Annotated in this window: 19 protein-coding genes and 1 pseudogene; 1 reads left to right on the forward strand and 19 read right to left on the reverse strand. The window is 52.1% G+C overall.

Annotated elements, in window-relative coordinates:
- Positions 1-31: 31 nt before the first annotated feature.
- The 18 genes and pseudogenes from QME66_08910 to rpmH all read right to left on the reverse strand — a co-directional run bounded on the left by QME66_08910 (position 32) and on the right by rpmH (position 20,659).
- Entirely contained in the window at positions 32-2,083 is a 2,052-nt protein-coding gene (locus QME66_08910; GenBank protein MDI6809084.1) for a BatA and WFA domain-containing protein, read from the reverse strand.
- Complete coding sequence (locus QME66_08915) at positions 2,080-2,982, reverse strand: DUF58 domain-containing protein (protein MDI6809085.1); 903 nt, start codon at positions 2,980-2,982, stop codon at positions 2,080-2,082. The genes QME66_08910 and QME66_08915 overlap by 4 nt, the downstream gene beginning before the upstream one ends.
- A 67-nt stretch (positions 2,983-3,049) precedes the next feature.
- Positions 3,050-5,572: a DEAD/DEAH box helicase family protein gene (locus QME66_08920; GenBank protein ID MDI6809086.1), complete on the reverse strand. Its 2,523-nt coding sequence runs from the start codon at positions 5,570-5,572 to the stop codon at positions 3,050-3,052.
- Positions 5,573-5,613: 41 nt separating this feature from the next.
- Positions 5,614-7,356, reverse strand: coding sequence for an AAA family ATPase (locus tag QME66_08925; protein MDI6809087.1), 1,743 nt, complete (start codon positions 7,354-7,356; stop codon positions 5,614-5,616).
- A gap of 12 nt (positions 7,357-7,368) precedes the next feature.
- Positions 7,369-9,033, reverse strand: coding sequence for a site-specific DNA-methyltransferase (locus QME66_08930; GenBank protein MDI6809088.1), 1,665 nt, complete (start codon positions 9,031-9,033; stop codon positions 7,369-7,371).
- Positions 9,034-9,242: 209 nt separating this feature from the next.
- Complete coding sequence (locus QME66_08935; protein ID MDI6809089.1) at positions 9,243-10,250, reverse strand: MoxR family ATPase; 1,008 nt, start codon at positions 10,248-10,250, stop codon at positions 9,243-9,245.
- A gap of 29 nt (positions 10,251-10,279) precedes the next feature.
- Positions 10,280-10,879, reverse strand: a complete 600-nt coding sequence (locus tag QME66_08940) for a BsuPI-related putative proteinase inhibitor (GenBank protein ID MDI6809090.1) — start codon at positions 10,877-10,879, stop codon at positions 10,280-10,282.
- 136 nt (positions 10,880-11,015) lie between these two features.
- Positions 11,016-11,891: a ParB/RepB/Spo0J family partition protein gene (locus tag QME66_08945; protein MDI6809091.1), complete on the reverse strand. Its 876-nt coding sequence runs from the start codon at positions 11,889-11,891 to the stop codon at positions 11,016-11,018.
- The gene (locus QME66_08950) at positions 11,860-12,648 is read right to left on the reverse strand and encodes a ParA family protein (protein ID MDI6809092.1); all 789 of its coding nucleotides are present in this window, start codon (positions 12,646-12,648) and stop codon (positions 11,860-11,862) included. The genes QME66_08945 and QME66_08950 overlap by 32 nt, the downstream gene beginning before the upstream one ends.
- Positions 12,649-12,873: 225 nt before the next feature.
- Positions 12,874-13,542 carry a 16S rRNA (guanine(527)-N(7))-methyltransferase RsmG gene (gene rsmG, locus QME66_08955; GenBank protein ID MDI6809093.1) on the reverse strand — a complete coding sequence of 223 codons (669 nt, stop codon included), beginning with the start codon at positions 13,540-13,542 and terminating at the stop codon, positions 12,874-12,876.
- Positions 13,528-13,989: pseudogene (locus tag QME66_08960) on the reverse strand (GNAT family N-acetyltransferase). Before QME66_08960 ends, rsmG begins: the two are co-directional and overlap by 15 nt.
- Before the next feature lie 6 nt (positions 13,990-13,995).
- Positions 13,996-16,065 carry a tRNA uridine-5-carboxymethylaminomethyl(34) synthesis enzyme MnmG gene (gene mnmG / locus QME66_08965; protein MDI6809094.1) on the reverse strand — a complete coding sequence of 690 codons (2,070 nt, stop codon included), beginning with the start codon at positions 16,063-16,065 and terminating at the stop codon, positions 13,996-13,998.
- Positions 16,066-16,220: 155 nt separating this feature from the next.
- Positions 16,221-17,597, reverse strand: coding sequence for a tRNA uridine-5-carboxymethylaminomethyl(34) synthesis GTPase MnmE (gene mnmE, locus QME66_08970; GenBank protein MDI6809095.1), 1,377 nt, complete (start codon positions 17,595-17,597; stop codon positions 16,221-16,223).
- 98 nt (positions 17,598-17,695) lie between these two features.
- Entirely contained in the window at positions 17,696-18,202 is a 507-nt protein-coding gene (locus QME66_08975) for a R3H domain-containing nucleic acid-binding protein (GenBank protein MDI6809096.1), read from the reverse strand.
- 40 nt (positions 18,203-18,242) lie between these two features.
- Entirely contained in the window at positions 18,243-19,880 is a 1,638-nt protein-coding gene (gene yidC, locus QME66_08980; GenBank protein MDI6809097.1) for a membrane protein insertase YidC, read from the reverse strand.
- A 7-nt stretch (positions 19,881-19,887) separates the two neighbouring features.
- Positions 19,888-20,097, reverse strand: a complete 210-nt coding sequence (gene yidD / locus QME66_08985; protein MDI6809098.1) for a membrane protein insertion efficiency factor YidD — start codon at positions 20,095-20,097, stop codon at positions 19,888-19,890.
- A 52-nt stretch (positions 20,098-20,149) separates the two neighbouring features.
- Positions 20,150-20,512, reverse strand: a complete 363-nt coding sequence (rnpA, locus tag QME66_08990) for a ribonuclease P protein component (protein ID MDI6809099.1) — start codon at positions 20,510-20,512, stop codon at positions 20,150-20,152.
- Positions 20,513-20,524: 12 nt separating this feature from the next.
- Positions 20,525-20,659 carry a 50S ribosomal protein L34 gene (rpmH, locus tag QME66_08995; protein ID MDI6809100.1) on the reverse strand — a complete coding sequence of 45 codons (135 nt, stop codon included), beginning with the start codon at positions 20,657-20,659 and terminating at the stop codon, positions 20,525-20,527.
- Positions 20,660-20,937: 278 nt separating this feature from the next.
- Between rpmH and QME66_09000 the strand changes: the two genes are divergently transcribed.
- Positions 20,938-22,437 carry a hypothetical protein gene (locus QME66_09000; protein MDI6809101.1) on the forward strand — a complete coding sequence of 500 codons (1,500 nt, stop codon included), beginning with the start codon at positions 20,938-20,940 and terminating at the stop codon, positions 22,435-22,437.
- A gap of 187 nt (positions 22,438-22,624) precedes the next feature.
- Here the strand turns inward: QME66_09000 and QME66_09005 are convergent, their stop codons facing one another.
- On the reverse strand, positions 22,625-23,431 hold the full coding sequence (locus QME66_09005; protein MDI6809102.1) for a ribonuclease H-like domain-containing protein: 807 nt from the start codon (positions 23,429-23,431) through the stop codon (positions 22,625-22,627).
- Positions 23,432-23,617 lie beyond the last annotated feature (186 nt).

The raw sequence follows: 23,617 nt of genomic DNA on the forward strand, positions 1-23,617 counted from the left end.
GGAGAGGGTAGGGTGAGGGGGGTCCCCGAATTCACACTCTTTTCCTGAGCGAGCGTCCGGGTCTTGACAGCACGAGCTCAACGGTAAGAAGAAGAAGAACGAGGCCGAAAAAGTAAACGGAGAGTTCCTGCCCTGCTCTTGCGGTCATCACCTTGTCCTTGAGTTTATCTCTTTTCCCAATCAGAACCACTTGATTGTCCGGGAAAAGGCCGCGAAGCTCGTCCTTTGTGTACGACTCAAGGCGCGATTCTCTCGGATCAACATTGACCTGGAACGTTGCCAACCTTTCGCTGCCTGCCTCTATTGAGTAGATTCCTGCCCGAGCAATCGGCTCGCTCGTCAAGTATGTCTTCCCGAGCTTTGAAGTCTCCGAGAGTTTGGTTTCATTTCCTTTGGTGTCAACGCATCTCAGGGCCGGACCTCCAAGATTTGAGGGCTTCTCAATTTCCAATTGATTTCCGACGAGAAGCTCTCTTTCCGCCCCGCTTTTGGAAAGGAAATAGACCATTTCGTGAAGGAGAGGTGCAAATGATGCGTTCATCACAAGGTCGTTCCACTTTCCATCCGTGGATGTGGCGAGGAAAAGAGCCCGCTCTCCCTCGATTATGGCAGGCATGCCCGACGCAAACTCTGCAATGACACGACTGCCCGGCAGGAGCTCGATCTTGAGAACGCGGGAAAACTTGGCGCCCGGAAGCGCCTCGCCGGGAGAAAAAGCAAAGCTCTGAAAGACAGGATGGGAAGAGACTGTAGGCCTGAGCCGCATGAAGCTGCCTTCGGCTCTAACTTCCTCAACTCCCGCAATCTTCGAGGGAACAATTCTCGGAAGAAGCTTCGTTGAATAGAATTCCGCGTCCATGCCATCTCCGGCCGCAACCAGAACTCCTCCGCCGGAGAACGCAAAGCTCGAAAGCTTATCGAGTGAAAGCTCATCAAGCCGGGAGACTCCGTCCAGAATGACTACCTTGAATTCGCTCCAGTCAAGATGGGCAAGGCCGGCTGGAGATTTCACAACCGGCCGAACATAACCTTCGCCTTCTCCCCATGGATTCAGCGCTAGCGACAGAAAATCAATCCCCCTGGGACTGTCTCTCACAATGAGAACCTTGAGCGGTCTTTCGGGCAGCAGAAAATATCTGATGTCATCAGCTCTCAACCGATCTCTCGAGAGCTCAACTTTCCCCCAGAGGACCGTTTTTCCGAATTTGACAGGTATTGAGACTTCCTGTTGGGAATCCGGTCCGGGAGCCGCTTCCCCCTCACCGATGCTCGTGCCTCCTTCATACACTTTTACTTCGGCTTTGTTTGCGCGCTGTGAATCATTTCTGACCGTAACCTTCACGAGTTCCTCGGATGCGAAACTGCCGCCAGCGACACCGACTTTCTCGATTGACAGATTCTCTCGTGCGCCGCCATCAGGCTGGACAAGGAAAACTCTCACCCCCTTATCAAGCCTCACTCTTCCTTTGGCCTCGAACCCGGTTTTCTGCATGTCTGAAAAGACAAAAATCTCCTTGTTCAGAACGCCCGATTTCCCCAGAAGCCGGGCGGCTATTTCTATCGACAAGGGAATATCCGTGGCCATTTCACTCGCGGAGATTCCCTCGATTTCCCTGCCTATCCTTACGGGGTCTCGAACCGGAGAATCGAATCTGGTAACAGGAGGATCTGTGCCGAGGATCAGGAAAGCTTCATCCCTGTGAGAGAGACTCTTGGACAAGTCCAGCGCTTTTTCCTTCGCAAGCTCAAGGCAGCTCCCATCGTCTGTCTCATAGGACATGCTGAGGCTGTTGTCAAAAATGATTGCTACTGCCGAACCCTGTCTGTCTCCCACCCTGCCGGGCACGTTCAAGCTCGGCCTTGCAAGCCCAATTGCGAAGAAAACGATGGCAAGGACCCGAAAGACTAGAAGGAGAAGCTGGCGAAGTTTGAGTTTCCTTATCTCTTTTTGCGCGGCTTCTTCAAGAAACTCAACGGAGCTGAACTCAACTTTCTTCGCCTTCTTCCGGGCAAGAAGGTGAATGAGAAGAGGAACTGCCCCCCCCAAAGCACCCAGCAGAAAAAGCGGATTAAGAAAGCTCAATACAGTGACTTTCTTTTCTTGAGATACCCAATCAGAGCCCTGTCAAATGGAGTCGATGTGTCAATAAGGTGATAGTCAATCAGATTTTCCCTGCAAGTTCTCATATAGATGTTCGTCCACTCCTTCAATCTTGCCTGATAGCCCTGGGCGATCTCGAGTGGATGTGTGGTTATCCCGCGCCCGGTCTCCATGTCCACAAACTCGGCCTCCTCGGGATAGGAGAATTCCAGCTCATAAGGGTCCAGGATGTGAAACACAACTACTTCGTGCTTCCTGTGCCGGAAATGTTTGAGAGCAGTAAGAACTCTCTCCGGTTTGTCAAGGAGATCAGAAATAAGAATGATGAGACCCCTTCTTCTTATCCTTTCAGCGAGAAGGTGAAGGCACTCCGCTATGTTCGTCGTGCTTGACGCCTTTGTCCACTCGAGCTCGCGGAGAATAGTCCTGAGGTGAGTTTTTGTTGAGCGCGGGGGAAGATATTTTCCAACCCTATCGGAGAAAAGAAGGACTCCGACCGAATCCTGCTGCATCATCATGAGGTATGAGAATGAAGCTGCAAGATATTTCCCGTACTCAAGCTTGGTAATCTGTCCGGGCGAGGCGAACTGCATCGAACGGCTCGTATCAAGAAGCAGGTATGCCTTGAGGTTTGTCTCCTCTTCGAATCTCCTGACATAGAACCTATCCGTTTTTCCGTACACCTTCCAGTCGATGTGCCGGATAGGATCGCCCGGCATGTACTGCCTGTGCTCGGCAAACTCAACACTGAATCCCTGGTACGGGCTCCTGTGAAGTCCCGTTATGAACCCCTCAACAACAAGCCTCGCCTTGAGGTCAAGCTTCTCAAGCTGCGAGACTATTTTTGGATCAAGATATTTTCTTGCCAGGTTCTCTTCCATTGGGTCAGGTCTTCATTCTTCAGTTAACACTTCTATCCTTCCAATCCTGTGATGGGATGATCTGTGGTCACGGCGCAAATAGGGTATTGATTTTTCGCTGCCACTCGTGTTCAAAGACAACTTGAAATACCACCTTCTTCTCGGGGAACTGCAAGCCCAGCTCCAACCAGCTCTTTGCTTCGGCCAGCCTATTACACAATTCAAAGACATCCTGCTTGTATTCTGTATCCTCGTTTTTCAAATGCAGCCCTTTTGTCTCCACAACAAAGACCTTGTCATATTCGGTCCAGTCTTTTGGGTCTACTTCTGAAAAGATAAAATCAGGGTAGATGCGGTGCTTTCGCCAACCTTGAATGGCGTAATCCTGCCGAGAAAGATTGCGGTACCACCAGAGAAGCCTTCCCTGCTCTTCCAGATACCAAGCCACTGCTGTCTCGGTGCTATTCAACTCATCGTCTGGTACGAATTCAAACAGACTCCGCTGGAGCGACAGTCCATCCGAGCGTGTTAGCGTTTTGCCAGTTCTTCTCACGCGGATGCGACTGGGCAAACGATACCCTTGGTCTTCTTTGAGCAAGAGAAACCGCAGCCGTTTGTCATGGATGAGTTGTGAGAAGACCTGTTGCGCCAGACGATCTTTTTCTTTCTCTGCGTGCTTGCGCGTCTCTTCTATGATAAACACTAAGTTGTTTGCTGCCACTTGTGCATTCGACTTGGCCAGCAGTCTCTCCATGACTCTTGTGCCGATTTCGTGCGCCACCCAAGGATTTGGGATAATGTCAACCAGATGTCGTGCGACAAACACCATGTCAATAGCAAGACCTCCTTCCTTGAGTCGGACAACGCCTTTTTGCCGGATGACCTCTTTTTCATCCTCGCTTAAGCCTATAGCAACCTCGATGTCCTTTTCCTCAAGCGGTGAGAGCGGAAGCTCATAGAGAGAGCTAAAGTCGGCGTTTGTCCAATCAATTCGACTAATAATATCCATCTCATAACTAACTTGTCGCCACTGCGAATCCTCTTGAATAACAAACACCGGCAGATAGATCTTGCCAACAAACTTCCGAAACTCATCTCGTATCTCCACAACCCGCTCACCCTCACCCGACACCTCACCCTCTAGTGTTTCATCCGCGATCACTCGCCCTGCAAGATCCCCCAATCCTTCCTGTTCAAAACCAGCCTTGACACTGGCCAACAATCCCGCCCCACGTTGCTGGAAACAAAACACGTAGCTTTCATCAAGTTCCTTGCTTTTCGTCTTTCGAGCAAAGGGTTGGCGGAGAATTCGTCCCACTAACTGGGTGAGGTTATTCTTTGATGCGGGATTGGTGAGAATCGTCAGCACATACGCAAAGGCGCAATCCCATCCTTCCTGCAATGCTTGTTTGGTGATGATGTAACGGATGGGACAGTCACGGGCCAGAAGGTCAATCCCCTCGATATCATCCTTCTCGCTTGTTTTGACCGCTACCTGCTCCTCTGGAATCCCGCAGACTTTGATCAAATACTCCCGCACATCTTCCGCATGGATGTAACGTCCGCCCCGCTGGTCTTTGCCAGTGCGCTCGACCTGTACCAAACAAATGGGGCGGATGTACTCGCCTGTGTTTGCCCTATACTCCTTCGTTTTTTCTTCCAGTACGTTGCGTCGTTCAACGCTTGAGAGCATGGTATCTTTCCAATCCACACTCACCTTGTTGATGATGTGCAGATCCAGCTTGACCATTTCCTCGCGAGCTAACTCCATTCCTCTGATATCCACAAGGATATTGCTCGCCGGTGTAGGCGTGGCTGAAAGCTCGACAATGATGGAAGGATTGAAACCCCGAAGCGTCCCCTGGGCAGTCTCACTGTAGGCCTTGTGTCCCTCGTCCAAGATAATGACTGGCGAGAGTAGGCGAAGGGTGTTGCCCAGGGAGGTCTTGACTTGTCTTCCGAAGAAACCTCTCCTGTCGTCAAAGGCATCAAGGTTTGAAAACTGATCCAAGAGCTTCTTGTGCCCCTCAATGTCATCGTCTGACGGGAAAAATGCCCCGAAGCCACCACTGTCTTTGAAGACTTTGAGCGTCTCTTTGTTTTGGCGAGATGCCGAAGGTAGCATCAACATCATCACAACTAAGTTCTGAGCAAGATCAATCGGCGTGAATCGGTCCAGTTTTTCTAAGACGAGCGTCCGATCCCCGCTTGCGATATCCAAGTGCTGCCGGTACGGATGCTCTCGATTGCGCAGATGTTGGATGGTCTGTCGATAGATCTGCGTAGTCGGCACCACCCAGAGCACTAATCCTGTCTGCTTCTTGCGATAAATTGAATTGATCAAATCGATTGCCTTGACCGCCAGCAGAGTCTTTCCTCCGCCAGTGGGGATCTTCAGGCAGAAGTTCGCGACGTATTCGCCCAGGCCGTTCTTGCGGGAACGATAGCCAGCCCCGACCACTTCCTCCCATGCCTTGAGCGGCACATCAAGTGAGGCCTCGGCTCCCGCGACCTTGACCACCTGCTCGTTCTTCGTTCGCCAACGGCCGAGGGCTTCGAGGTAGCGTTTGACCTGGCTCAGGGCCTTCTGCTGGTATTCCTTCAGTTCCATTGGTCCATCGACTTCTGTGGTTCACGCCTCGGAGGTTTGCGTCAGTCGGTGTCGAGTGCGGGTCTCGCACATCTCGCGACCCGGACAATTGCGTCCAGTTTCTCGTATATCTCAGGATCGATCTTATCTTTGGGAACAATGCGGGCAAGATCATGGAAGTTTTTCTTCTCCATGATGTTTGGGAGTCCTAGTTTGCCAAAATACTTCGCGAACAGCGGGGTTAAGAAATCATCGCTCACTTTTGTGTTTGTATCCCATGGGGAGCCTTTACCCAGGGTGCCAAGTGCTAGTTCCACTTCACGGATAGACTCACGCATGGCGTTCGTGCGTCTGGCAGATTCCGCCGCGTTGAAGAGTGGGTCGGAAATTTCTTGTCGTGTCGTCGCCTCAGCATAGGCTAGGAGCACATCTTCGTAGCACAGGTAATTCTCAATCTCCCGGCGCGCCCACATCAGTCCCTCCGCACCCAAATCACTAGGAATCTCCTGATCGAGTCGGTCAAAAATAGCAATAGCTTGCAGCTCCGGCACAGCCTCCCGCAGTCCATGGAAATGCTTTCGCACCTCATTAGGCTGGTTCCCCACATAGTGAACAAACGGTCTTTCAAGGGCCCGGACTGCTTCTTGATGATCCAGTTTCTCAGCAAACGCTTGGAGAATGGCCAAGTCGGTCGGACCTTCCAAGTAGAGCACCCAGCCAGTCTGTTCCGCTTGATAGTAATGCTCAAATCCAATTTCTTGCAGTGCCTTCCGAACCTGGCTACCACGATCATTGATCCTGTGAGGCTTTCCTACAAATGCGATGACTACATCCCTGTCTGCTGCCTCATTGAGCAGCACTTCTGAATGACTTGCGGCAATTACTTGATTCCCGTTCTCGCGGGCGACATTTACTAGGAGCTGGTAGATTTGCCTCTGTCGCAGAATTTCCAAGTGTGCATCTGGTTCGTCGAGCAGCAAAACGGCTCCCGGGTTAGCGTACATGTAGGAAAGAAGAAGAAGGGTCTGTTGGAGCCCTTTGCCGGATGAAGAAAGGTCAAAGAGTATTCCTTTTTCTCTATATCCCATTTTGATTTCACCGCGCTCAGCGATGTATTTGGGGACATCCAACTCTGATCCAAAATATGACTTGATCTGTGCAACGAGTTTCTCCCAAGACTCACCCTTTTCTGCATTAATCTTGTAGCAGAGGTTACGCAAGACCTCTGCTGTTCTTCCCTCTCCTACGCGCACATTGATTGCGCCGTGGTCAAGACGTGTTTCAGTCGCCGACAGACCTGACATGGGGGGTAGAAAAGCTACCTGAACCTTTGTTGCCTCACTTGGAATGGGCATTCGCTCTGGGCCTTTTTCCTCTGACAAGCGCATTGGACGACAATAGAAAGATTCTTCATTGGCATAGTCAAACTCCAAACCGCACTCCCATCTCTTATCTTCGGTCACACCTTCAACGACGATATCAATTCGTATGTTCTTAGTTTCTTGTTTTCCCTCATCCCGTTGGACATCTCTCACATGCAGATCCCGCCAGAGTAAGTTAGCATCAGGAACGGGTATTGCCACCAAATCTCTGCGGTTAATCGTTACGCCGGCACGTCTCTTGGGCGTAGTCTTGCCTTTGCGTTTCTCATTCCAAAGTCTTAGACCTGCTTCCCAAAGGGCAAGGGCTTGAAGAGCAGAAGTCTTCCCCGAGTTGTTGGGACCTATGAAGACGACTGGATCGCCCAATTCGATCTCAACCCGGCCAAATCTCTTGAAGTTTGTCACAATAAGTTTTGTGAGCATCAGTCCCCTGCTTTACTCTGCAAACTTGTAAATCTCAAAGGGAAGTTGGGCAAAATCAACACGCAACTCAAGTAAGTGCTCCTGATCTAGATATTTCGCGGGTGCAAAGACGAGGCGGCGCTTGCCCTTCCACGCCCCCAGTGCCTTGGCACGATCAAGCGTAAGTGCTGTCTGCTTGAGGTAGTCGATATCCGGCTTGTAGAAGAGATAAACCTCGTACTCCTTAGACTCTCCGATAAAATTCCTGGTTTCGTCGACCTTTCCTTCGTCGAACTCTTCGCCCGTGGCTGTATAGAACGCGTAGCGGGCAAGGTCGTTGTAGGTGGGGAGGTCTTTTCCTTCCAGAATGCTCTCCATCTCAATCGGCTTCCCCAACTCAAAGTAACTGAACGTACCGCCAAGCCCCTCCCGCAGCGTCTCATCCTTGACCTTTGGTAGACCTTTGATCACTCGCCGCACGCGTTCTGCGGCGATTGCGTCGGCATAGTCCTCGCACTCAACCAGAATGAACTTGCGATCACCGCCGGTTTCTTTGTTCATCGCAAGCACCGCATGGGCCGTTGTACCAGAACCCGCGAAGGAGTCAAGAATTATGTCGGTCTGCGGCTTCGTTGGGTCGATTTCCACGGAGATTTGCAGCATCCTTTTGATCAGTCGCACAGGTTTGGGAGTTTCGAAAGATTGTTCGATCTCGTCGCCAAAGATCGTCCGCAACTCTCGCCGCGCTTCCTGGTTGTCTCCTGCCTGAGTCCTATCCCACCAGGTCGAGGGTACGATTCCTCGTTCAACTTCAGATCGGAATCGCTTGAGCCTCGGAAAGTTGTCTCCACCAGCGCCCCACCATATTCGCTTTTCCTCCACATTCCGTTTGTGCGCGGCCTTGTCAAACCGCCAAACCCGTTGCCGCGATGGCCAAACTTTCTCTCCAGTGTTTGGGTTTTGAATTGGATAGTAGAGGTTGGGGCGCTCTCTAGCGGTCTTGTTGCAGCTGTAATCCACAGAGGTCCAGTCTCCCCGTGCGTCACCGTCCGGGTTAGTGTAGCGTTTGTCCTGCTCCTCGCCTCTTTCCAAGAGCTGTCTCTCCCAGCCACCCGGATCATCCCTGTTGGTCTTGGCCCGCCTGGCATAGACGAGGATATGATCGTGCATATCCGACAAGTATATTGCATCGTTCTGTGGAGACTGCTTTTTCTGCCACACTATGTTTGCAATGAAATTGCTCTCCCCGAATATTTCGTCCATTAACATCCTTAAATGCGGCGCTTCGTTATCATCAATGGACACAAAAATGACGCCGTCATCGCGCATGAGTTCCCGCAGTAGTCTCAGACGCGGCATCATCATGCACAGCCATTTGTCATGCCGGGTAAGGTCCTCACGATCTACCACCTTGCCCAGCCATTCCTGCATCATCGGCGAGTTCACATTGTCATTATAGGCCCAGTGCTCGTTGCCGGTATTGTAAGGAGGATCTATGTAAATACACTTAACCTTGCCTGCGTAGGTTGGCAGGAGGGCTTTCAGGGCCTTCAAGTTGTCCCCGTGGATTATAAGATTGTCATGCAGGGAGACTTTTTTCGTGAGGCTCTTGGTTTTCTTCGGGATTAATTCATGGTACTTCACCGTGAGGTGGTAGTTTTGAACAAAAGGCTTGCCTTTGAACTGGAGAGTCGCCATCGACATTCTCCCTTAATTCATCGAGCCTGTGGCCGCGGAGTCCGGGCGAGCCTCTATGTGGTGTGCCTCCGAAGCTTCAGATGGAACAGACCTAGTAGTGCATGTGGCGCCGTTGCAGCCGGACCCAGTTGCAGAGTCTATGTTGACACAAGCGCGCCACTTTCTCAAGTGTTTCAGAGATGATGGTATGGATCGGCCAATGATGTGCCTTACCCTTCCGGCACGGCCTCAACCAATCTCTCAACGATGTCGGGCGTCGAAACCCCCTCTGCCTCTGCGTTGAAGTTGGCCACTATTCTGTGTCTCAGGACGGGCAGAGCGACTTTCCGGACGTCTTCGCAATCAGGAGTGTACCTCCCCTGAAGTGCAGCCCTTGCCTTTGCGCCGAGAATCAGATACTGGGATGCCCTCGGACCCGCGCCCCAACTTACCCACTCTTTTATGAAGGAGTAGGTCTTGGCTTCCTTCGGACGGGTCATTCTTGCAAGCCTGACGGCGTAACCTACAACATGCTCCGAGACCGGAACCCGCCTCACAATTCTCTGGAGGTCCACTATCTCCTTTGCAGTAAGCATCACCTCAAGCGCTGCTTCGTAAGAGCCGGTTGTCGTCGTCACGATCTCGATTTCTTCCTGAGAATCCGGATAGTCAATAAAAATATTAAACATGAATCTGTCAAGTTGAGCTTCAGGAAGCGGGTACGTCCCTTCGAGCTCGATTGGATTCTGTGTTGCGAGCACGAAGAATGGAAGCTCAAGCTTGTAGGTCGCTCCGCCGGCAGTCACTTCGTGCTCCTGCATGGCCTGAAGCAAGGCGGATTGTGTCTTCGGGGGAGTCCTGTTTATCTCGTCGGCAAGCACTATGTTTGCAAAGACAGGGCCTTTGATGAATCTGAAAACCCTTTTCCCGGTTCCTTTATCCTCCTCGATGATATCTGTCCCGGTAATATCTGAGGGCATGAGGTCGGGCGTAAACTGAATCCTGTTGAACTTGAGATCTAGAATCCTGGCAAGGCTGCTGATTAGAAGCGTCTTTGCAAGACCGGGCACACCCACTACCAGGCAATGTCCGCCCACGAAGAGCGCCGTCAGAAGTTCCTCGATAACTCTGTCCTGCCCGATGATGATTTTTCTGAGCTCAGAGAGAATCTTCTCCCGCTTCTGGTTTAGGAGTGTCAGCGCCTGAACCTCATCCTGAAATAGTTGGGGGTTTCCCACTTCCTTCTCCTTTTCAGTCCGCGATTCTTTCAATCGACAATTCCGAGCTGGACCCACGGCGTTGAGTCGGGCTTTGCAGTTTCCAGAATTCCTCTAACTTTGTAATTGCCTAGATCACAATAGGTTCCATTGTTCTTGAGTTGATCCCAAGTCACCTCGAAATGAAGACTGTCTTGTGGGGCGAGAGACCGCATCCTCCTCACCTGAGCAAACATCTTGTCTGAACCCCACCGCCAGATTACTGATTTCCCGTCGGTGGCGACGAAATCAAACTCCTTGGCAGATGGGAAGAGAAGGCTTGCCTTCTTCGTCCCGACATTCTTCACGACCATCTCGAACGTGATCTGTTCTCTCTGAGCGTAACTTCTTAGTTTCCTCATCCCCACAGACAGGTTTCCAGAGCTTCTCATCTGGTAGGGCAGGGTCCCCGCAGGAATCTTGGGCTTCGGAGCTTCAGGAAGTTTCAGAGTAACCCCCTTCGGTTCGGCCTGAGTTTTGCCCTTGGGGTCGCCGGCTGGCGGGACTGCTTGAGAAGCCCCCATCGTTGAGAAGAAAAAGGGCATCACGAGAACAAGTCCAAGTGAAATCTTAGATAAAACCCGCAATCTCAAACACAGCACAATGTTCACACCTCCTGTGCATAACCGACTTCTCTCTCTATTGCCGACCACGCCTAACCTGTTGCAATTAAAGGGACTTTGCAATTGTCCACACATCTTGAGAAGTTTTCCACATTTCCACAAGTGGTGGTGCCGGTGGACATGGTCAATCACTGACCTTGCTTGGTGACAGCACGAGCTCGACCAACCGCTCAAGGTCGGCTGGCGAGTAGTACTCAATCAGTATCTTTCCCCTCTTACCCCTCCCAGCAATTGTCACTTTCGTCCCGAGATGAGTCCTGAGCTGGTCCTCGGCCCAGCGAACTTGGCCGTCTTCCAATGTATTCTTGTACGCTTTTCTTCTTTTACCTCTTCTGCGCGTCGTTTTCTCCACTTCTCGCACAGAAAGTCCCCGCGCCTGAATTTCCCTGGAGAGGGTCAACTGTTCTTTTTCGCTCGAGATTGAAAGGAGTGCTCTCGCGTGTCCGGCCGAGAGCGTTCCACGTGAAACAGAATCCTGGATCTCCTTTGGCAAGCCAAGGAGTCTCATCTGATTCGCGACTGATGACCTGTCTTTCCCGACCTTTCTTGCGACTTCTTCCTGAGTCAGTCCCAGTTCATCGACCAGTCGAGTGTAGGCGTGGGCTTCATCAATCGGGTTAAGGTCTTCTCGCTGAAGGTTTTCGATAAGGGCGATTTCCAGCATTTCATTGTCCGGAATCTCTCTTACGATTGCGGGGACTTTCCCCAGACCTAACTCTTTGCAGGCGAGGAACCTACGCTCCCCGGCGACAATCTCGAAGACCTCACCTTGCCTCCTCACGATGACGGGCTCAATCACCCCTTTTTCCCGAATCGAATTCACAAGCTCGGCCATCTTCGCGCTGTTCAGTCCGCTTCTGGGCTGCAGGGGGTTTGGAACTACACGCTCCAACTCCAATTCAACAACTTCATTCCGCACATCGGGGAGCGACTCCTTTTCAAATGAAGATCTTTCCGGAATGAGTGCGCTAAGTCCTCTGCCCAACGCTTTCCTTTGCATGTTCGATCACTTCCTTTGCTAGTCGCCTATAACCTTCCGAGCCGGAACAGTTCGGGTCGTACAGCACGGCCGGCTTTCCAAAACTCGGAGCTTCGCCAAGTCTCACATTGCGCGGTATGACAGTATCAAACAACCTGTCGCCAAGCACTTTCTTCACTTCCTCAACCACCTGCCGCGCGAGATTCAGTCTTCCGTCGTACATCGTCAGAAGCACTCCCTCCACCGCAAGAGCCGGATTCAGATTGGCCTGCACAAGCCTCAACGTATTGTTCAAACTCGTAAGTCCCTCAAGGGCATAGTATTCGCACTGAAGGGGGATCAGGACTGAGTTCGAGGCAGTGAGCGCATTGATCGTTAGGAGACCAAGCGAAGGTGGGGTGTCAATGAAAATGAAATCGTATTGTCCAAGAATCGGCTCGATTGATTTCTTGAGCACGCTTTCCCTTTCCGGGATCTCGATGAGCTCAATTTCCGCGCCGATGAGCCGCTGCCCGGATGAAGGCAGGAGAGAAAGCCCTTCGACAGCAGTTGTCGTAATCGCCTTCTCTATTGGCATATCACCAAGCAGGACTTCGTAGGTTCCGGGCTGCTCGGAATTTCCGTCGACTCCCAGCCCGCTTCCGGCGTTTGCCTGTGGATCTGCATCAATAAGAAGCACCGGCTTGCCAAGCAGAGCAAGAGAGGTACTGAGGTTTATCGCAGTGGTCGTCTTCCCGACGCCACCTTTTTGGTTCGCAATCGCTATGACCTTTGCCATGTTCGAGTTGACCGACCATCCAGGCGGTCAATCGTTTACAATATCAAAGGAGTTCAGCTTGTCAACCAAAAAGTTCCACGTGGAACAGAGTCGAGGGGACCAGGCGGTGTTCGCGAAAACATTATGGGACGGATACGGAGAAATGTGTCGCTGGGATTTCAGGATCTGATGAGGGAGTTGTTTTGGCCGAACAAATTGAACAAGAATGTGGAAAAGACGTTCCGCTCAGGAAACCAGCTCATAGACGACAAGAATTCCTCTTCCCCAGGGCGCTTTCATCTCCGAAAGTTTGAAAGACTTCAGCAAGGGAGAGCGAAGTATGTCGAGAGAGTTCTTTCTTTCTGTGGTGAAATGAACGAACTTTCCACCGGGCTTGAGTAGCTTCGCTGCTTTTTCAAGAAAAGCGTCTGCATTCTTGACTGCCCTGAGTGTAACAAGATCGAATTTCTCATCGGAGGAGTACTCCTCGTACCTTTCTTGAGCTACTTCTGCTCCGCGAAGATCAAGCACGTCGATCGCTTTCCTCAGGAAAAGCGTCTTCTTCCTGACAGATTCAAGGAGCACCACATCCAGATCATCTGCCCAGAGTTTGAGCACAAGTCCCGGAAACCCGGCTCCACTTCCAACATCAAGAAGTCTCTTGCCTCTCAGGTGTGGCTCGACTGCGAGCACAGAGAGACTGTCAGCAACATGCTCCACGAGTTTCATCTCATCCTTTTCAGAAACAAGGCTCATCCTCTTGTTCCATTCAGCGATCAGCCTGCAGTATTCCTCGATGCGCCCGGAGAACTTCTCAGGGAAAGCAATACCATGCTGGTCAAGAAGGTTCTGCAGCGCGACGATATCGGTCCGGAACAGCGGGTGCTCGTCCTTCCTGTCAAGACGCAACTCCATGAAAACAGCTCCCCCTATCGGATTGTAGCGGTACGGAGGAATCGCCTTGAAGCCAAGGGACCTGTACAGTGCCCGGGCCCGCTCCATGGTCGGCACAGTATCAAGGCGCATACTGGTGTAGCCGATTTCACGCGCCTCAGCGATGATCGCCTCTGCGAGTGATCTGCCGACGTGCAGGCCATGGAATTCCGGTCTTACGAAGAGACGCTTCATTTCGCAGACACTGTCTTCGATTTTCCGCAATGCGACGCACCCTGCCAATTTCTCGTCATGAAACGCAAGCAGCAATTGTCCATCCGGTGGAGCATATTGACCGGGAAGATTCGCCAGTTCATCTTCGAATCCCTGAAAGTTGAGCCCAAAGTCCAGCGAGGCGGCGTACTCATCAAAAAGCGACCGTGCATTCTGAATGTCATTGCTCGTTTGGGCTGGCTTTATTCTCAACATCGACCGCTATTCCGTGCCTGACTGCCTTTCTGCCTTTGCTCGGCGGCCATCTCCGGGCAGACGTTTTTCCTTCTCAAGATGAACTAGGAGAACTGAAATATCAGACGGCGAGACACCCGGAGTTCGCAGGGCCTGGCCGATAGTAGAAGGTCTTGCAGCATTAAGCTTCTCTTGTCCTTCCTTTGAGACGCCGGTGAGTCGGGTCCTGAAGAAATCCTCCGGGATGCGCGCACTTTCCAGCTTTGCCAGCTTCTTTGCGGCCCGTTCTTGTCTTTGGATATACCCTTCGTACTTCAGCAAGAGCTCAAGCTTTTTCCATATCTTCTCGGGAATCTTCTTCATACCTTGAAGCTTGCACAGATCTTCATGCGTCACGCCCGGTCTCTTGAGAAGTTGAGCCAACGAGACGCTTCCCCCATGACCCGAAGCTCGCGATTTTGTTGTTCGGCTGCGTGCCAGAACTTCGTCACGTGCCGACTTGGTCCCGCTCCGGGCAACCACTTGCCCTCCATCTTTCTTCTTAGCTCCCGTCCTTGCCAGCCGCCCCAGATTAGATCTCTCTGTCAGTTGCCCCACGGTCGCACCGCTGATGAACGTCTCTCGCAGGTAGCGGACTTCATGCTCAATCGTCTTCCGTTCCTGCTCGAATCGTTCCATTGTTTCATTATCAATCAATTCGAGCGTATGCGCGATCCCAAAAAGACGTTCGGGAGCATTGTCTTGTCTCAAAATGAGACGATATTCAGCCTGCGAGGTGAACATGCGGTATGGTTCTTCTGTCCCTTTAGTGACAAGGTCGTCGATGAGGACGCCAATGTACGCTTCCGACCTTGAAAGGAGGAGGGGCTCTTTGCCTTCCAACCTGAGTACAGCATTTATGCCAGCCACTAGTCCTTGTGAAGCTGCTTCCTCGTATCCGGAGGTCCCGTTTATCTGTCCCGCCAGAAAAAGTCCGTCAACGTTCTTTACCTCAAGCGATGCTGAAAGTTGAGTCGGAAACACGAAGTCGTACTCCACGGCGTATCCAGGTCTCAGGATTTCCGCATTCTCAAGACCAGGTATTGAATGGACCATTTGTTCCTGGGCATCCTTCGGAAGACTGGTAGAGAGCCCGTTGATGTAGCACTCGTCAGTCTCTCTTCCCTCGGGTTCGATAAAGAGCTGGTGCGAGTGCCTCTCCGGGAAATTCACAACTTTGCTTTCAATCGACGGGCAGTATCGCGGGCCAATTCCTTTGATCCTTCCTGTATAGAGGGGAGATTTGTCTAGGTTCTTCCGTATGATTTCGTGCGTTCGGTCGTTGGTGTTCGTGACATAACAGGGGAGCTGCTCTTGAGTAATTCGATCCGTGAAGAAAGAAAACGGCACCGGTTCGTCATCTCCCGGCTGAACTTTCATCTTTGGGAAGACTATCGTTGTCCCCAGAATTCTTGGAGAAGTCCCAGTCTTGAGTCGTCCCAATCCAAGGCCGAGTTTCTGCAGGGATTCGGGAAGCGCAGTTGCAGAGGCCTCGCCCGCTCTTCCGCCCGTCAACGTCCTCAATCCGATGTGCATGATGCCGTTCATGAAAGTCCCCGGCGCAACGACAACGACACGAGCATGGATTGTCGCTCCCGATTCAAGTCTGACCCCGGTGATTTCCTTCTTGTCCGAAGTGCGGCTTTCACGCACGAGAATCTCGACAACCGTGCCCTCCACGATGTCTATATTCGGCTCGCCCTCAAGGAGTTTTCTCATCTCAACCTGATACACCTTCTTGTCTGTCTGGGCGCGCGGAGACCAGACGGCAGGGCCGCGGGTTTTGTTCAGCATCCTGAACTGGATGCCGGCCCTGTCCGCAAGCTTCCCCATCACGCCGCCGAGTGCATCTATCTCTTTTACGAGCTGCCCTTTGGCAAGCCCGCCAATCGCCGGGTTACACGACATCTGGGCAATCAAGTCGAGACTCATCGTGATGAGCAGCACCTTGTGCCCCATCTTCGCCGAAACAAGCGCGGCCTCGCATCCCGCATGCCCTGCGCCGACAACAACTATCTCGTAGGAAGAGTCTGTGCCAACGTTCCTTTCGTCACTCACGGTTCATTCCCAGCATCTAGTCAATGCAGCTGGATTCCTCCAGTGTTGGCCAAAACAGCATCAATGGTTCGCCGCGCAGATTGTCTGACAACACATGTTTCTCTGGGCAAGGAAGATCACAGAGTCACTCGCACCTGCGCCGCCGGCACGGGCGCTCACTTCCCGACACAGAATCTCGAAAAGATTCTATCAAGCAAATCACCTCCCGCTTTCTCGCCGGTGATTTCATCGAGGAAAGATTTCGCTTCATTCAGATGAAAAGAAATCAGTTCGTCCCAGATCTTCTCGTTGAGACCCAAGCGGGCCTGAAGAATTTCTTCTCGCGCTTTCTCGAGAAGTTGAACGTGTCGCATGTTTGTAAGGAGAATCTCTTCCGGAGCCGAGCCAAATCCGTCTTTGAGTTTCTCGCCGATGGCAGTCATAAGCCCGGGCAGTCCTTCCTTGGTCAGGGAAGAGGTCTTATAAGCTCTGCCAAATCGTTCTTCGAGCCACACAAGACCATTCTCAAAGCCAGCGACAGGTTTGAGGTCGGACTTGCTGAGAGTAAGGACGCAGTCCTTTGCCGCAAGACATCTCTGTGAATATTCATTGCTTTCTTGCCGGGTCGAAGTCGGGTCAACTATATATATGATGATGTCAGCTCTCTGAATCTCACCTTCGGTCTTCTCCACGCCTTTTGTTTCAACCGGGTCTTTCGTCTCCCTTAGTCCCGCAGTGTCAACAAACGTGAGCGGGAAACCTTCAAGCTCCATGGAAGCTTCGATGAAGTCTCTGGTCGTTCCGGGAACCTCGGTCACTATCGCCCTTTCCTCCCCAAGTATCGCATTGAAAAGGGAAGACTTGCCGACATTTGGCCCTCCCACAATCGGGATTCTCAAACCTTCACGGAAAGCTCTCCCAATCGATTTCTGTTTCAGGAGCTCATCGATCTTGAGAACAACGCCGTTCAGAGTCTTCTTTAGCGCATCAACCGGAAGGGGAGACTCAACGTCTTCGGGAAAGTCAATTCTCGCCTCAAGCTCAGCGAGGCAAGAAAGAATGTCGTCTTTGAGATTCTTGATTTCACGGGAAAGTCCGCCCTCAAGCTGTTTGAGTGCAACACGCATCGAGGCTTCAGTCTTTGACTCGATCAAATCGCACACAGCCTCTGCCTGCGAAAGGTCAAGCTTCCCATTCAAGAAAGCTCTCTTCGTGAATTCGCCTGGTTCTGCGATCCTTGCGCCGGCAGAAAGAACTACTTTAAGCACAGCTTTTGCAGGAACCGAGCCGCCATGACATGTTATCTCGACGCCGTCCTCACCAGTAAAACTTGCCGGATGGAGAAAGACTGAGACCACGACTTCATCAATAGGTTTCCCATCAAGGTCAACAATGAATCCGTGGAGAACCGTGTGAGTGCCGGAATCTTTGAGAGTCTTTTTTCCCTGAAAGACCCTGTCCGAAATCTGGATTGCAGACTCACCCGATACTCTCACGATTGAGAGTGCTGAAGTTCCGGGCGCTGTCGCTATCGCTGCAATTGTGTCTTGCATGATCGAGGCCTTACCCCGTAGTGACTGACAAAAGTCGATTGCAAATGAGGAAGAATTACCGCGTGAAGGGGACGATGACTTCACCAGGTGGAGCAGCTTCAGGGTTCTTCGGAGATTTCGCTTTGACCGGGTTCCGTTATCCGGGGAAAAATTCGCACGCGCTTGACCGAGCCTTCGCCAAGGCCCTCTGTTGTCACATCGGGATGATCTCTGAGCGCAAGATGAATCACTCTTCTCTCTCTTGGAGTGAGCAATTCCGTCGTTTGTGGCTCGCCGCTCAGCGAGACTCTGGCTGCGAGAGACTGGGCAAGCTCTGCGAGCCGTTTCTCGCGTCTTTCCTTGTACCCTCCAACATCGACAAGAATTCTCCCTTCATATCCTATCTTCTTTGCGGCCATCCTCCGCAGAAGATGTTCATAGGCATCGAGTGTCTCACCTTTCCTGCCTATGAGGAGGCCGTCAGTCTTGCCGCTCTCGATTGAAACTGTCAGCTGGTCCTCGCCGGCTGTCACCCTGACCTCTCCGGCCATCTGAAGTTTTTCAAGAAATTCAATGGCAAGGAGGCGAATTTCCTCGACTTCATCCCTGACGGGCTCTTCCGACATCACGTTGCCCCCGTATGACGCGCGGAACCAGAGGAAACTCTCAAGCCGCCACCGGCGCGGGTTTCCTGGTTTTGTCCTCCCGGTGAATCATATATTGTTGTATGACTGTCATCAGGTTGGTTATCGTCCAGTATAGAACAAGGCCCGATGGGAGACTGTAGAATATTACCAGCATGAAAACCGGCATTATGTAGCCCATTAAGGCCTGTCTTGGGTCTGTCGGAGTAAGCTTCTGCTGAATAAACATGGTAACTGTCATGAGAAGCGGCAAGATGTGAACCGGGAAACCTGCAATGCTGAAAAGCGTATCGGGCGAAGCCAGGTCGTTTATCCAGAGACCGAACTCCGACCTTCTCAGTTCAATCGCATTCATGAGAACGCTGTAGAGCGCAACGAATACCGGCATCTGAACGAGCAGCGGCAGGCATCCCCCAAACGGGTTTACCTTATGCTTTTTGTAGAGCGCCATGACTTCTTTGTTGAACCGCTGCGAATCATCCTTGAACTTCTTCTTCAGTGCGGCGACCTCAGGCTGGACTCTCTGCATCTCCTTCATCGAGCGGAAGCTTGTCTTTGTGAGCGGATAAAACACAACTCTCGAAATAATCGAAAGAACGATTATCACAAGCCCATAGTTCGGGATCCACCTGTAGCAAATCACAAAGAACTTGAGAAGAAGCTGGGTAAAAGGAATGACCCACTTCCAACCGAGATCAACCGTCTTCTCAAGTCCGATATTGAATTTCTTTAGATACCAATAGTCAGCAGGCCCCAGATAGACCATGTATTTGTGAACGGTCATGCCGGAGCTCAACGGCAGTGTGAGCTCGAACCCGTTGGATTTGGTCTGAGGATCGCCAAAGGTCACAACCTTGGACACTTTTCCAGAGGGAGGAACGACCGCGGCAAGGAAATATTTGTTTCTCACGCCCGCCCACATAACATTTCCTTTTTTCTCCCTGGACGGCTCTTTCTTGAAACTCTGCGGGTTTTCCCGGTGGAGCTCGTCGCCAACAAGCGTAACCGAGGCGAAACTTCCGTCATCAATCTTTGTGTTTTCCTCGCCATAGGGAAGCCCTGCACTCCATCTCAGCGAATAGCTGGCGGTTTCGACCGTATCGGGAATGCCGGATATTCTTACTTCGAGGTCAACGAAATAGTCATTATCCGTGAACCGGAATATCTTTTTCACTTCGATACCGGCGGCATCCCTTGCGTAGAACTCGACCTTGCGGACACTTCCCGTTTTCTGGTCGAGGCTTTCCTTCGAGCTGAAATATGTTTTGTTGAATTCGAGATTCCGTCCACCTACGGACAGCAACATGGACGGTTCATTCCCGTGGCCGGGTCTCAGGAACTGGAAGGGCGCTCCGTTTCTCCCCTCAAACTTCTTGAGAGCCCAGTAGGAGATATTCCCGTCCACCGTCGAGAGCGAGCACGCCGCCACGCTTGTCTCAAATGAGATGTTCTTCCCGTCCCCGGGATTATGATTCTTGAACAGGTTCCGCGAAGAGGCCTGGATGGAAGGGGGGATTTTCTCCAGGACAATCGTCGTATCTCGAACCTGGCGGGGTTCTACTTGAGGCGGGACTTTGTTTTTCCCGCCGAGAAAGAGGAATTGATAAGCGATGAGAACAACCGTCGCAAGCAATATGGCAAGCAGCGCTCTTCTTTCCATCAGCCTTTCACTTTAGAGGGTCAAATCCGCCGGCGTGAAATGGGTGGCAGCAAAGGAGTCTCCTCGCCGTGAGGTAGAGTCCTCTAAAGACGCCATACCTTTCAAGAGCTTCCAAAGAGTAGTCGGAACAGCTCGGATAGAATCTGCAACTGGGGGGAAGAACCGGCGAAAGGATTCTCTGGTAGGACTTGACGAGAAAGACAACGATCCTTTTCATAAGGTTCTCTTATCCCCTGCGAGATGACGAAAGGCCGGGCTGCTTGAACGGGCTAGCTTGAGATGAGCCCGGCATCCCTGAGGAGCTTCTCCATGTCACTTTTGACGATTTCGTATGTGAGCTCGCAGCCAGGGACCTTGGCAGCAAAGACAAGGTGGATGCCTTGGGATTTCACATATTTCTTCAGTCTTCTGTAAGATTCGCGAAGGAGCCTCTTTGCCCGCGCTCTCTCGACAGCCCCTCCGGCTTTCCTGCCCGCAACAAATCCGGCCTTTCTCGGAAGGCCGTCCTCTTCAAGCACGGTAAGGGCAAGCCGTTTTGTGCGAAATACAGTGCCTTCGTCATAGACCCTGGCGAATTCCTTCGAGAGCCGCAGTTTGTCCCGGGGCCTCAGCGTTTCGTCCCCTTTTGTCATACCTCTGCCACATCAAACAGCCAGTCTCTTTCTTCCTTTTCTCCTGCGCCTCTTCAGGACTGCTCTTCCGTCAGCGGTTTTCATCCTTTTTCTAAAACCGTGGACCTTTTTCCTTCTTCTATTGTGCGGTTGGAATGTTCTTTTCAAAGTTTCCTCCTCGCGGATTTCAATTGTTGCCTGCGGCCGATTCCCTCCTTGAGAGAATCCACGCCAATAGGCCGAAAATGCTCATACTGCAAATCCATGAACGGCAGTCGCTCGTGAAGCGACATACCCAATCTCTGTGTGGAGGCTACATCACGAACAGCTTCGTAGTCAAGGAGTTTGGTGTCTACGCTGATGGCCGCGCTTAATTCTCTGCAACTTTTTCGCAAAGGTGGAGGTCTAATAGGTCGAATGATTCAAAATGAAAAGGAGGTAGGGCCATGAAACACGCATCAGGATGGTTTCTCGTAGTCATGATTCTCTCTCTCGTTCCTTTCCTTTCATTGGTTTCGTCTCAATCCGTTTTCTCACAGCAGGCTGGAGTAAGAGTAATCGTCACTCCGAATCCGGCTGAAGTCGAGCCGGGCGGAACGATCCAGTTCACTGCGCAAGTGAGAGACAAGACCGGGGCGATACTCTCGGTTGCGCCCGAATGGAGAGTCATTCCTGAGAAATTGGGAAGTATCGATGCGAATGGTCTCTTCACTGCATCGAGTGAACGGGGCAAGGGAATCGTCAGGGCAGCTGTCAAGATCGACGACAAAACATGGGCAGGGAACGCACTTCTTAGGGTTGGACGTCCGCCCGGCAAGACACTGAGGGTTGTGGTTCATCCGAAAAGGGCAAATGTGGAACCTGGCGGAACCGCTGAATTCAAGGCAGAGATTCTGAGCCCGGCGGGCACGACGGTTAATGCCACACTCGAATGGAAAGTAATCCCCGAAGCGATGGGAAGCATCACCCAGCAGGGGATCTTTACCGCAGGGGCGACGAACGGCGAGTGCAAAGTGCTTGCTGTGGCATCTACTGAGACAGAGAAAGCGTTTGACCAGGCGATCGTCTCTATTGGGAAACCCGGGCGCGGCCCGAGGATGCTCGTGAAGATAAATCCGAAACATGCCCAGCTTGAGCTGGGAGGGACTCAGCAATTCACTGCCGAGGTCCGCGGGCAAGACGGCGCACTGATTCCGGATGCCGTGATTGAATGGCGTGTCGTGCCGGACAAGCTAGGTTCGATTACAGGAACCGGTCTTTTCACGGCAGGCAGCGTCGCGATGGCGGGGCAGGTCATTGCACAGACCGAGCTCAAGGGACGGGGGAAGGCTTTTGATGCCGCGACAGTCATGGTTGGGAAACCAGGCCATGGTCCCGGAGCTCGTCTCATGGTCAGGCCGCCAGTTGCACGGCTTGAACCGAATGCAACTCAACAGTTCACAGCTGAGTTGGTGCTGGCAGGGGGGGAGACAAGACCCGTCACTCCGACCTGGAAAGTGGTTCCTGAGAAAATGGGATATATCACGCCTGCCGGGCTTTTCACTGCGGGCACGACTCCGGGAGAAGCCAGGGTTGTTGCTGAGGCCGAAACCGACCAGGGCAAGCTCACTGATGCAGCAATGGTGACAATCGGCACGGGCCAGCAGCAGAGACAGGGAGATTATAGGATCGAGATCAAACCTCTGGGGCCGGTCAGGGTGAGATCCAGCGCAACAGTCCAATTCCAGGCAAAGATCTACTTCCAAGGCCAGCTTGTTGACAAACCTGTGACGTGGTCTCTGAGACCGCCGGCCCTAGGATCAATAACCCCGAGTGGCGTTTTCACGGCGGGTCAACTCTCGCCAGGAAGAAGAGCGCAAGCAGGCCCCGCGGGTGAAGTGATCGCGACGATTCAGACAGACCTTGGACCTCGGTCGCGAGGTGTGCAAGTGACCGTAGTACCCTAGTAAGAGAGGACGTCCCCTTGTAGGGCAAAAGCCCCCTCAATCAAGACCGGGGGGGCTTTCAATTTGTCGGCAGAGTGCCAAAACACATTTCGGCTGTCTCGCTGGACTTGCAGGAGTCCCGAAACCTATCGCCTAGCGGGCCTAGCACGCAGGGCTCAACCCTCCGGGTCACGACCTGCCGGATGGTTCAGTCAAGTGCTCTTGCGAGGAGTCTTGCCATGGTGGCAAGGTCAAGAAGGTTGTGGTGGAAAATAGGGAGGAGGCTGTACGGAGAGCCGTTTTTCACATAGCGATGATAAATCCCCGGAATCTCTTCAGACGGAACATCTCCAATTCGCCTTTTTCTCGTGATAAGCCATTCGAGCGTCTTTAGCTTGCAGTCGGGAGTAGTGCCGCCCCACATCTTTCTCGAAACGTGCAGGATGTCAAGATTGACGTGGTCGAAGCGTTGCGAAAGTCCGTGGACCAGAGCCCTATCCTTAAGAAGCGGCATGTCGAATGCTTTGCCGTTAAAGGTGACCACCAGAGAAAACCCTTTCAGAAACTCACCGAGAGAGAAAAGGAGGGCCTTTTCTTCGCCGTAGTGCCTTGCGAAAAACTGGCGCATAATGAAACCTTTTTCACCCAGGTGCATCGTTCCTGCCAGGAATACCGGGCAGTTCGAAAGCCCCGTTGTCTCCAGGTCAAGGAAAAGGGCTGAACCGAGGCCAGAAGCTCTTAGCTTCCCGAGCTCACCGAACGACTCATCAAGGGATGTTCCATTTCCTGCGGCTAGGGAACGGGAAAGTCCTTCTATCAAACTTCTCTCATCCCCATCAACCTCTGCGAAGAACTTCTCGTGGAGAAAGATTGACCCGAACGGCCCGTCAACTTCCCCGCCGGGAAGAAGTTCATCAAAAGGTATCGGCTCTCGTCTCCGTCCACCTCTGGAGGTACTCGTACCTGAGCGCTCAATCAGCTGCGCTAATCTCTCCCCGATTCTTTTTTCGAACATTGGGGGTTCCCTGGTGGTAAGTATACACCAATCCGGTCACAGAACGCTTGATCATCGTTCCCCGGGGAGAGGTGAAGTGGAACGTTCAGGTGAGGATTTCTGCGAACTCACAATCCGCTCAAGCAGCTGGGCTAGCCTGAATTATGCACAAGTTTGGTGAAAAAAGAGTGCCATCGTCCTCGGGAG

It is taken from the genome of Candidatus Eisenbacteria bacterium (genome assembly GCA_030017955.1).
Classification (GTDB): Bacteria; Eisenbacteria; RBG-16-71-46; order JASEGR01; family JASEGR01; genus JASEGR01.

What these genes read in the sequence shown, in the direction of transcription:
- QME66_08950 (MDI6809092.1), bottom strand. Translation starts at nt 12,648, where the DNA reads ATGGCAAAGGTCATAGCGATTGCGAACCAAAAAGGTGGCGTCGGGAAG.
- QME66_08930 (MDI6809088.1), bottom strand. Translation starts at nt 9,033, where the DNA reads ATGGCGACTCTCCAGTTCAAAGGCAAGCCTTTTGTTCAAAACTACCAC.
- yidD (MDI6809098.1), bottom strand. Translation starts at nt 20,097, where the DNA reads ATGAAAAGGATCGTTGTCTTTCTCGTCAAGTCCTACCAGAGAATCCTT.
- QME66_08925 (MDI6809087.1), bottom strand. Translation starts at nt 7,356, where the DNA reads ATGCTCACAAAACTTATTGTGACAAACTTCAAGAGATTTGGCCGGGTT.
- rsmG (MDI6809093.1), bottom strand. Translation starts at nt 13,542, where the DNA reads ATGGAGTTGCGTCTTGACAGGAAGGACGAGCACCCGCTGTTCCGGACC.
- QME66_08975 (MDI6809096.1), bottom strand. Translation starts at nt 18,202, where the DNA reads ATGTCGGAAGAGCCCGTCAGGGATGAAGTCGAGGAAATTCGCCTCCTT.
- QME66_08915 (MDI6809085.1), bottom strand. Translation starts at nt 2,982, where the DNA reads ATGGAAGAGAACCTGGCAAGAAAATATCTTGATCCAAAAATAGTCTCG.
- rnpA (MDI6809099.1), bottom strand. Translation starts at nt 20,512, where the DNA reads ATGACAAAAGGGGACGAAACGCTGAGGCCCCGGGACAAACTGCGGCTC.
- QME66_09000 (MDI6809101.1), top strand. Translation starts at nt 20,938, where the DNA reads ATGAAACACGCATCAGGATGGTTTCTCGTAGTCATGATTCTCTCTCTC.
- QME66_08920 (MDI6809086.1), bottom strand. Translation starts at nt 5,572, where the DNA reads ATGGAACTGAAGGAATACCAGCAGAAGGCCCTGAGCCAGGTCAAACGC.
- QME66_08945 (MDI6809091.1), bottom strand. Translation starts at nt 11,891, where the DNA reads ATGCAAAGGAAAGCGTTGGGCAGAGGACTTAGCGCACTCATTCCGGAA.
- QME66_09005 (MDI6809102.1), bottom strand. Translation starts at nt 23,431, where the DNA reads ATGTTCGAAAAAAGAATCGGGGAGAGATTAGCGCAGCTGATTGAGCGC.
- mnmE (MDI6809095.1), bottom strand. Translation starts at nt 17,597, where the DNA reads ATGCAAGACACAATTGCAGCGATAGCGACAGCGCCCGGAACTTCAGCA.
- yidC (MDI6809097.1), bottom strand. Translation starts at nt 19,880, where the DNA reads ATGGAAAGAAGAGCGCTGCTTGCCATATTGCTTGCGACGGTTGTTCTC.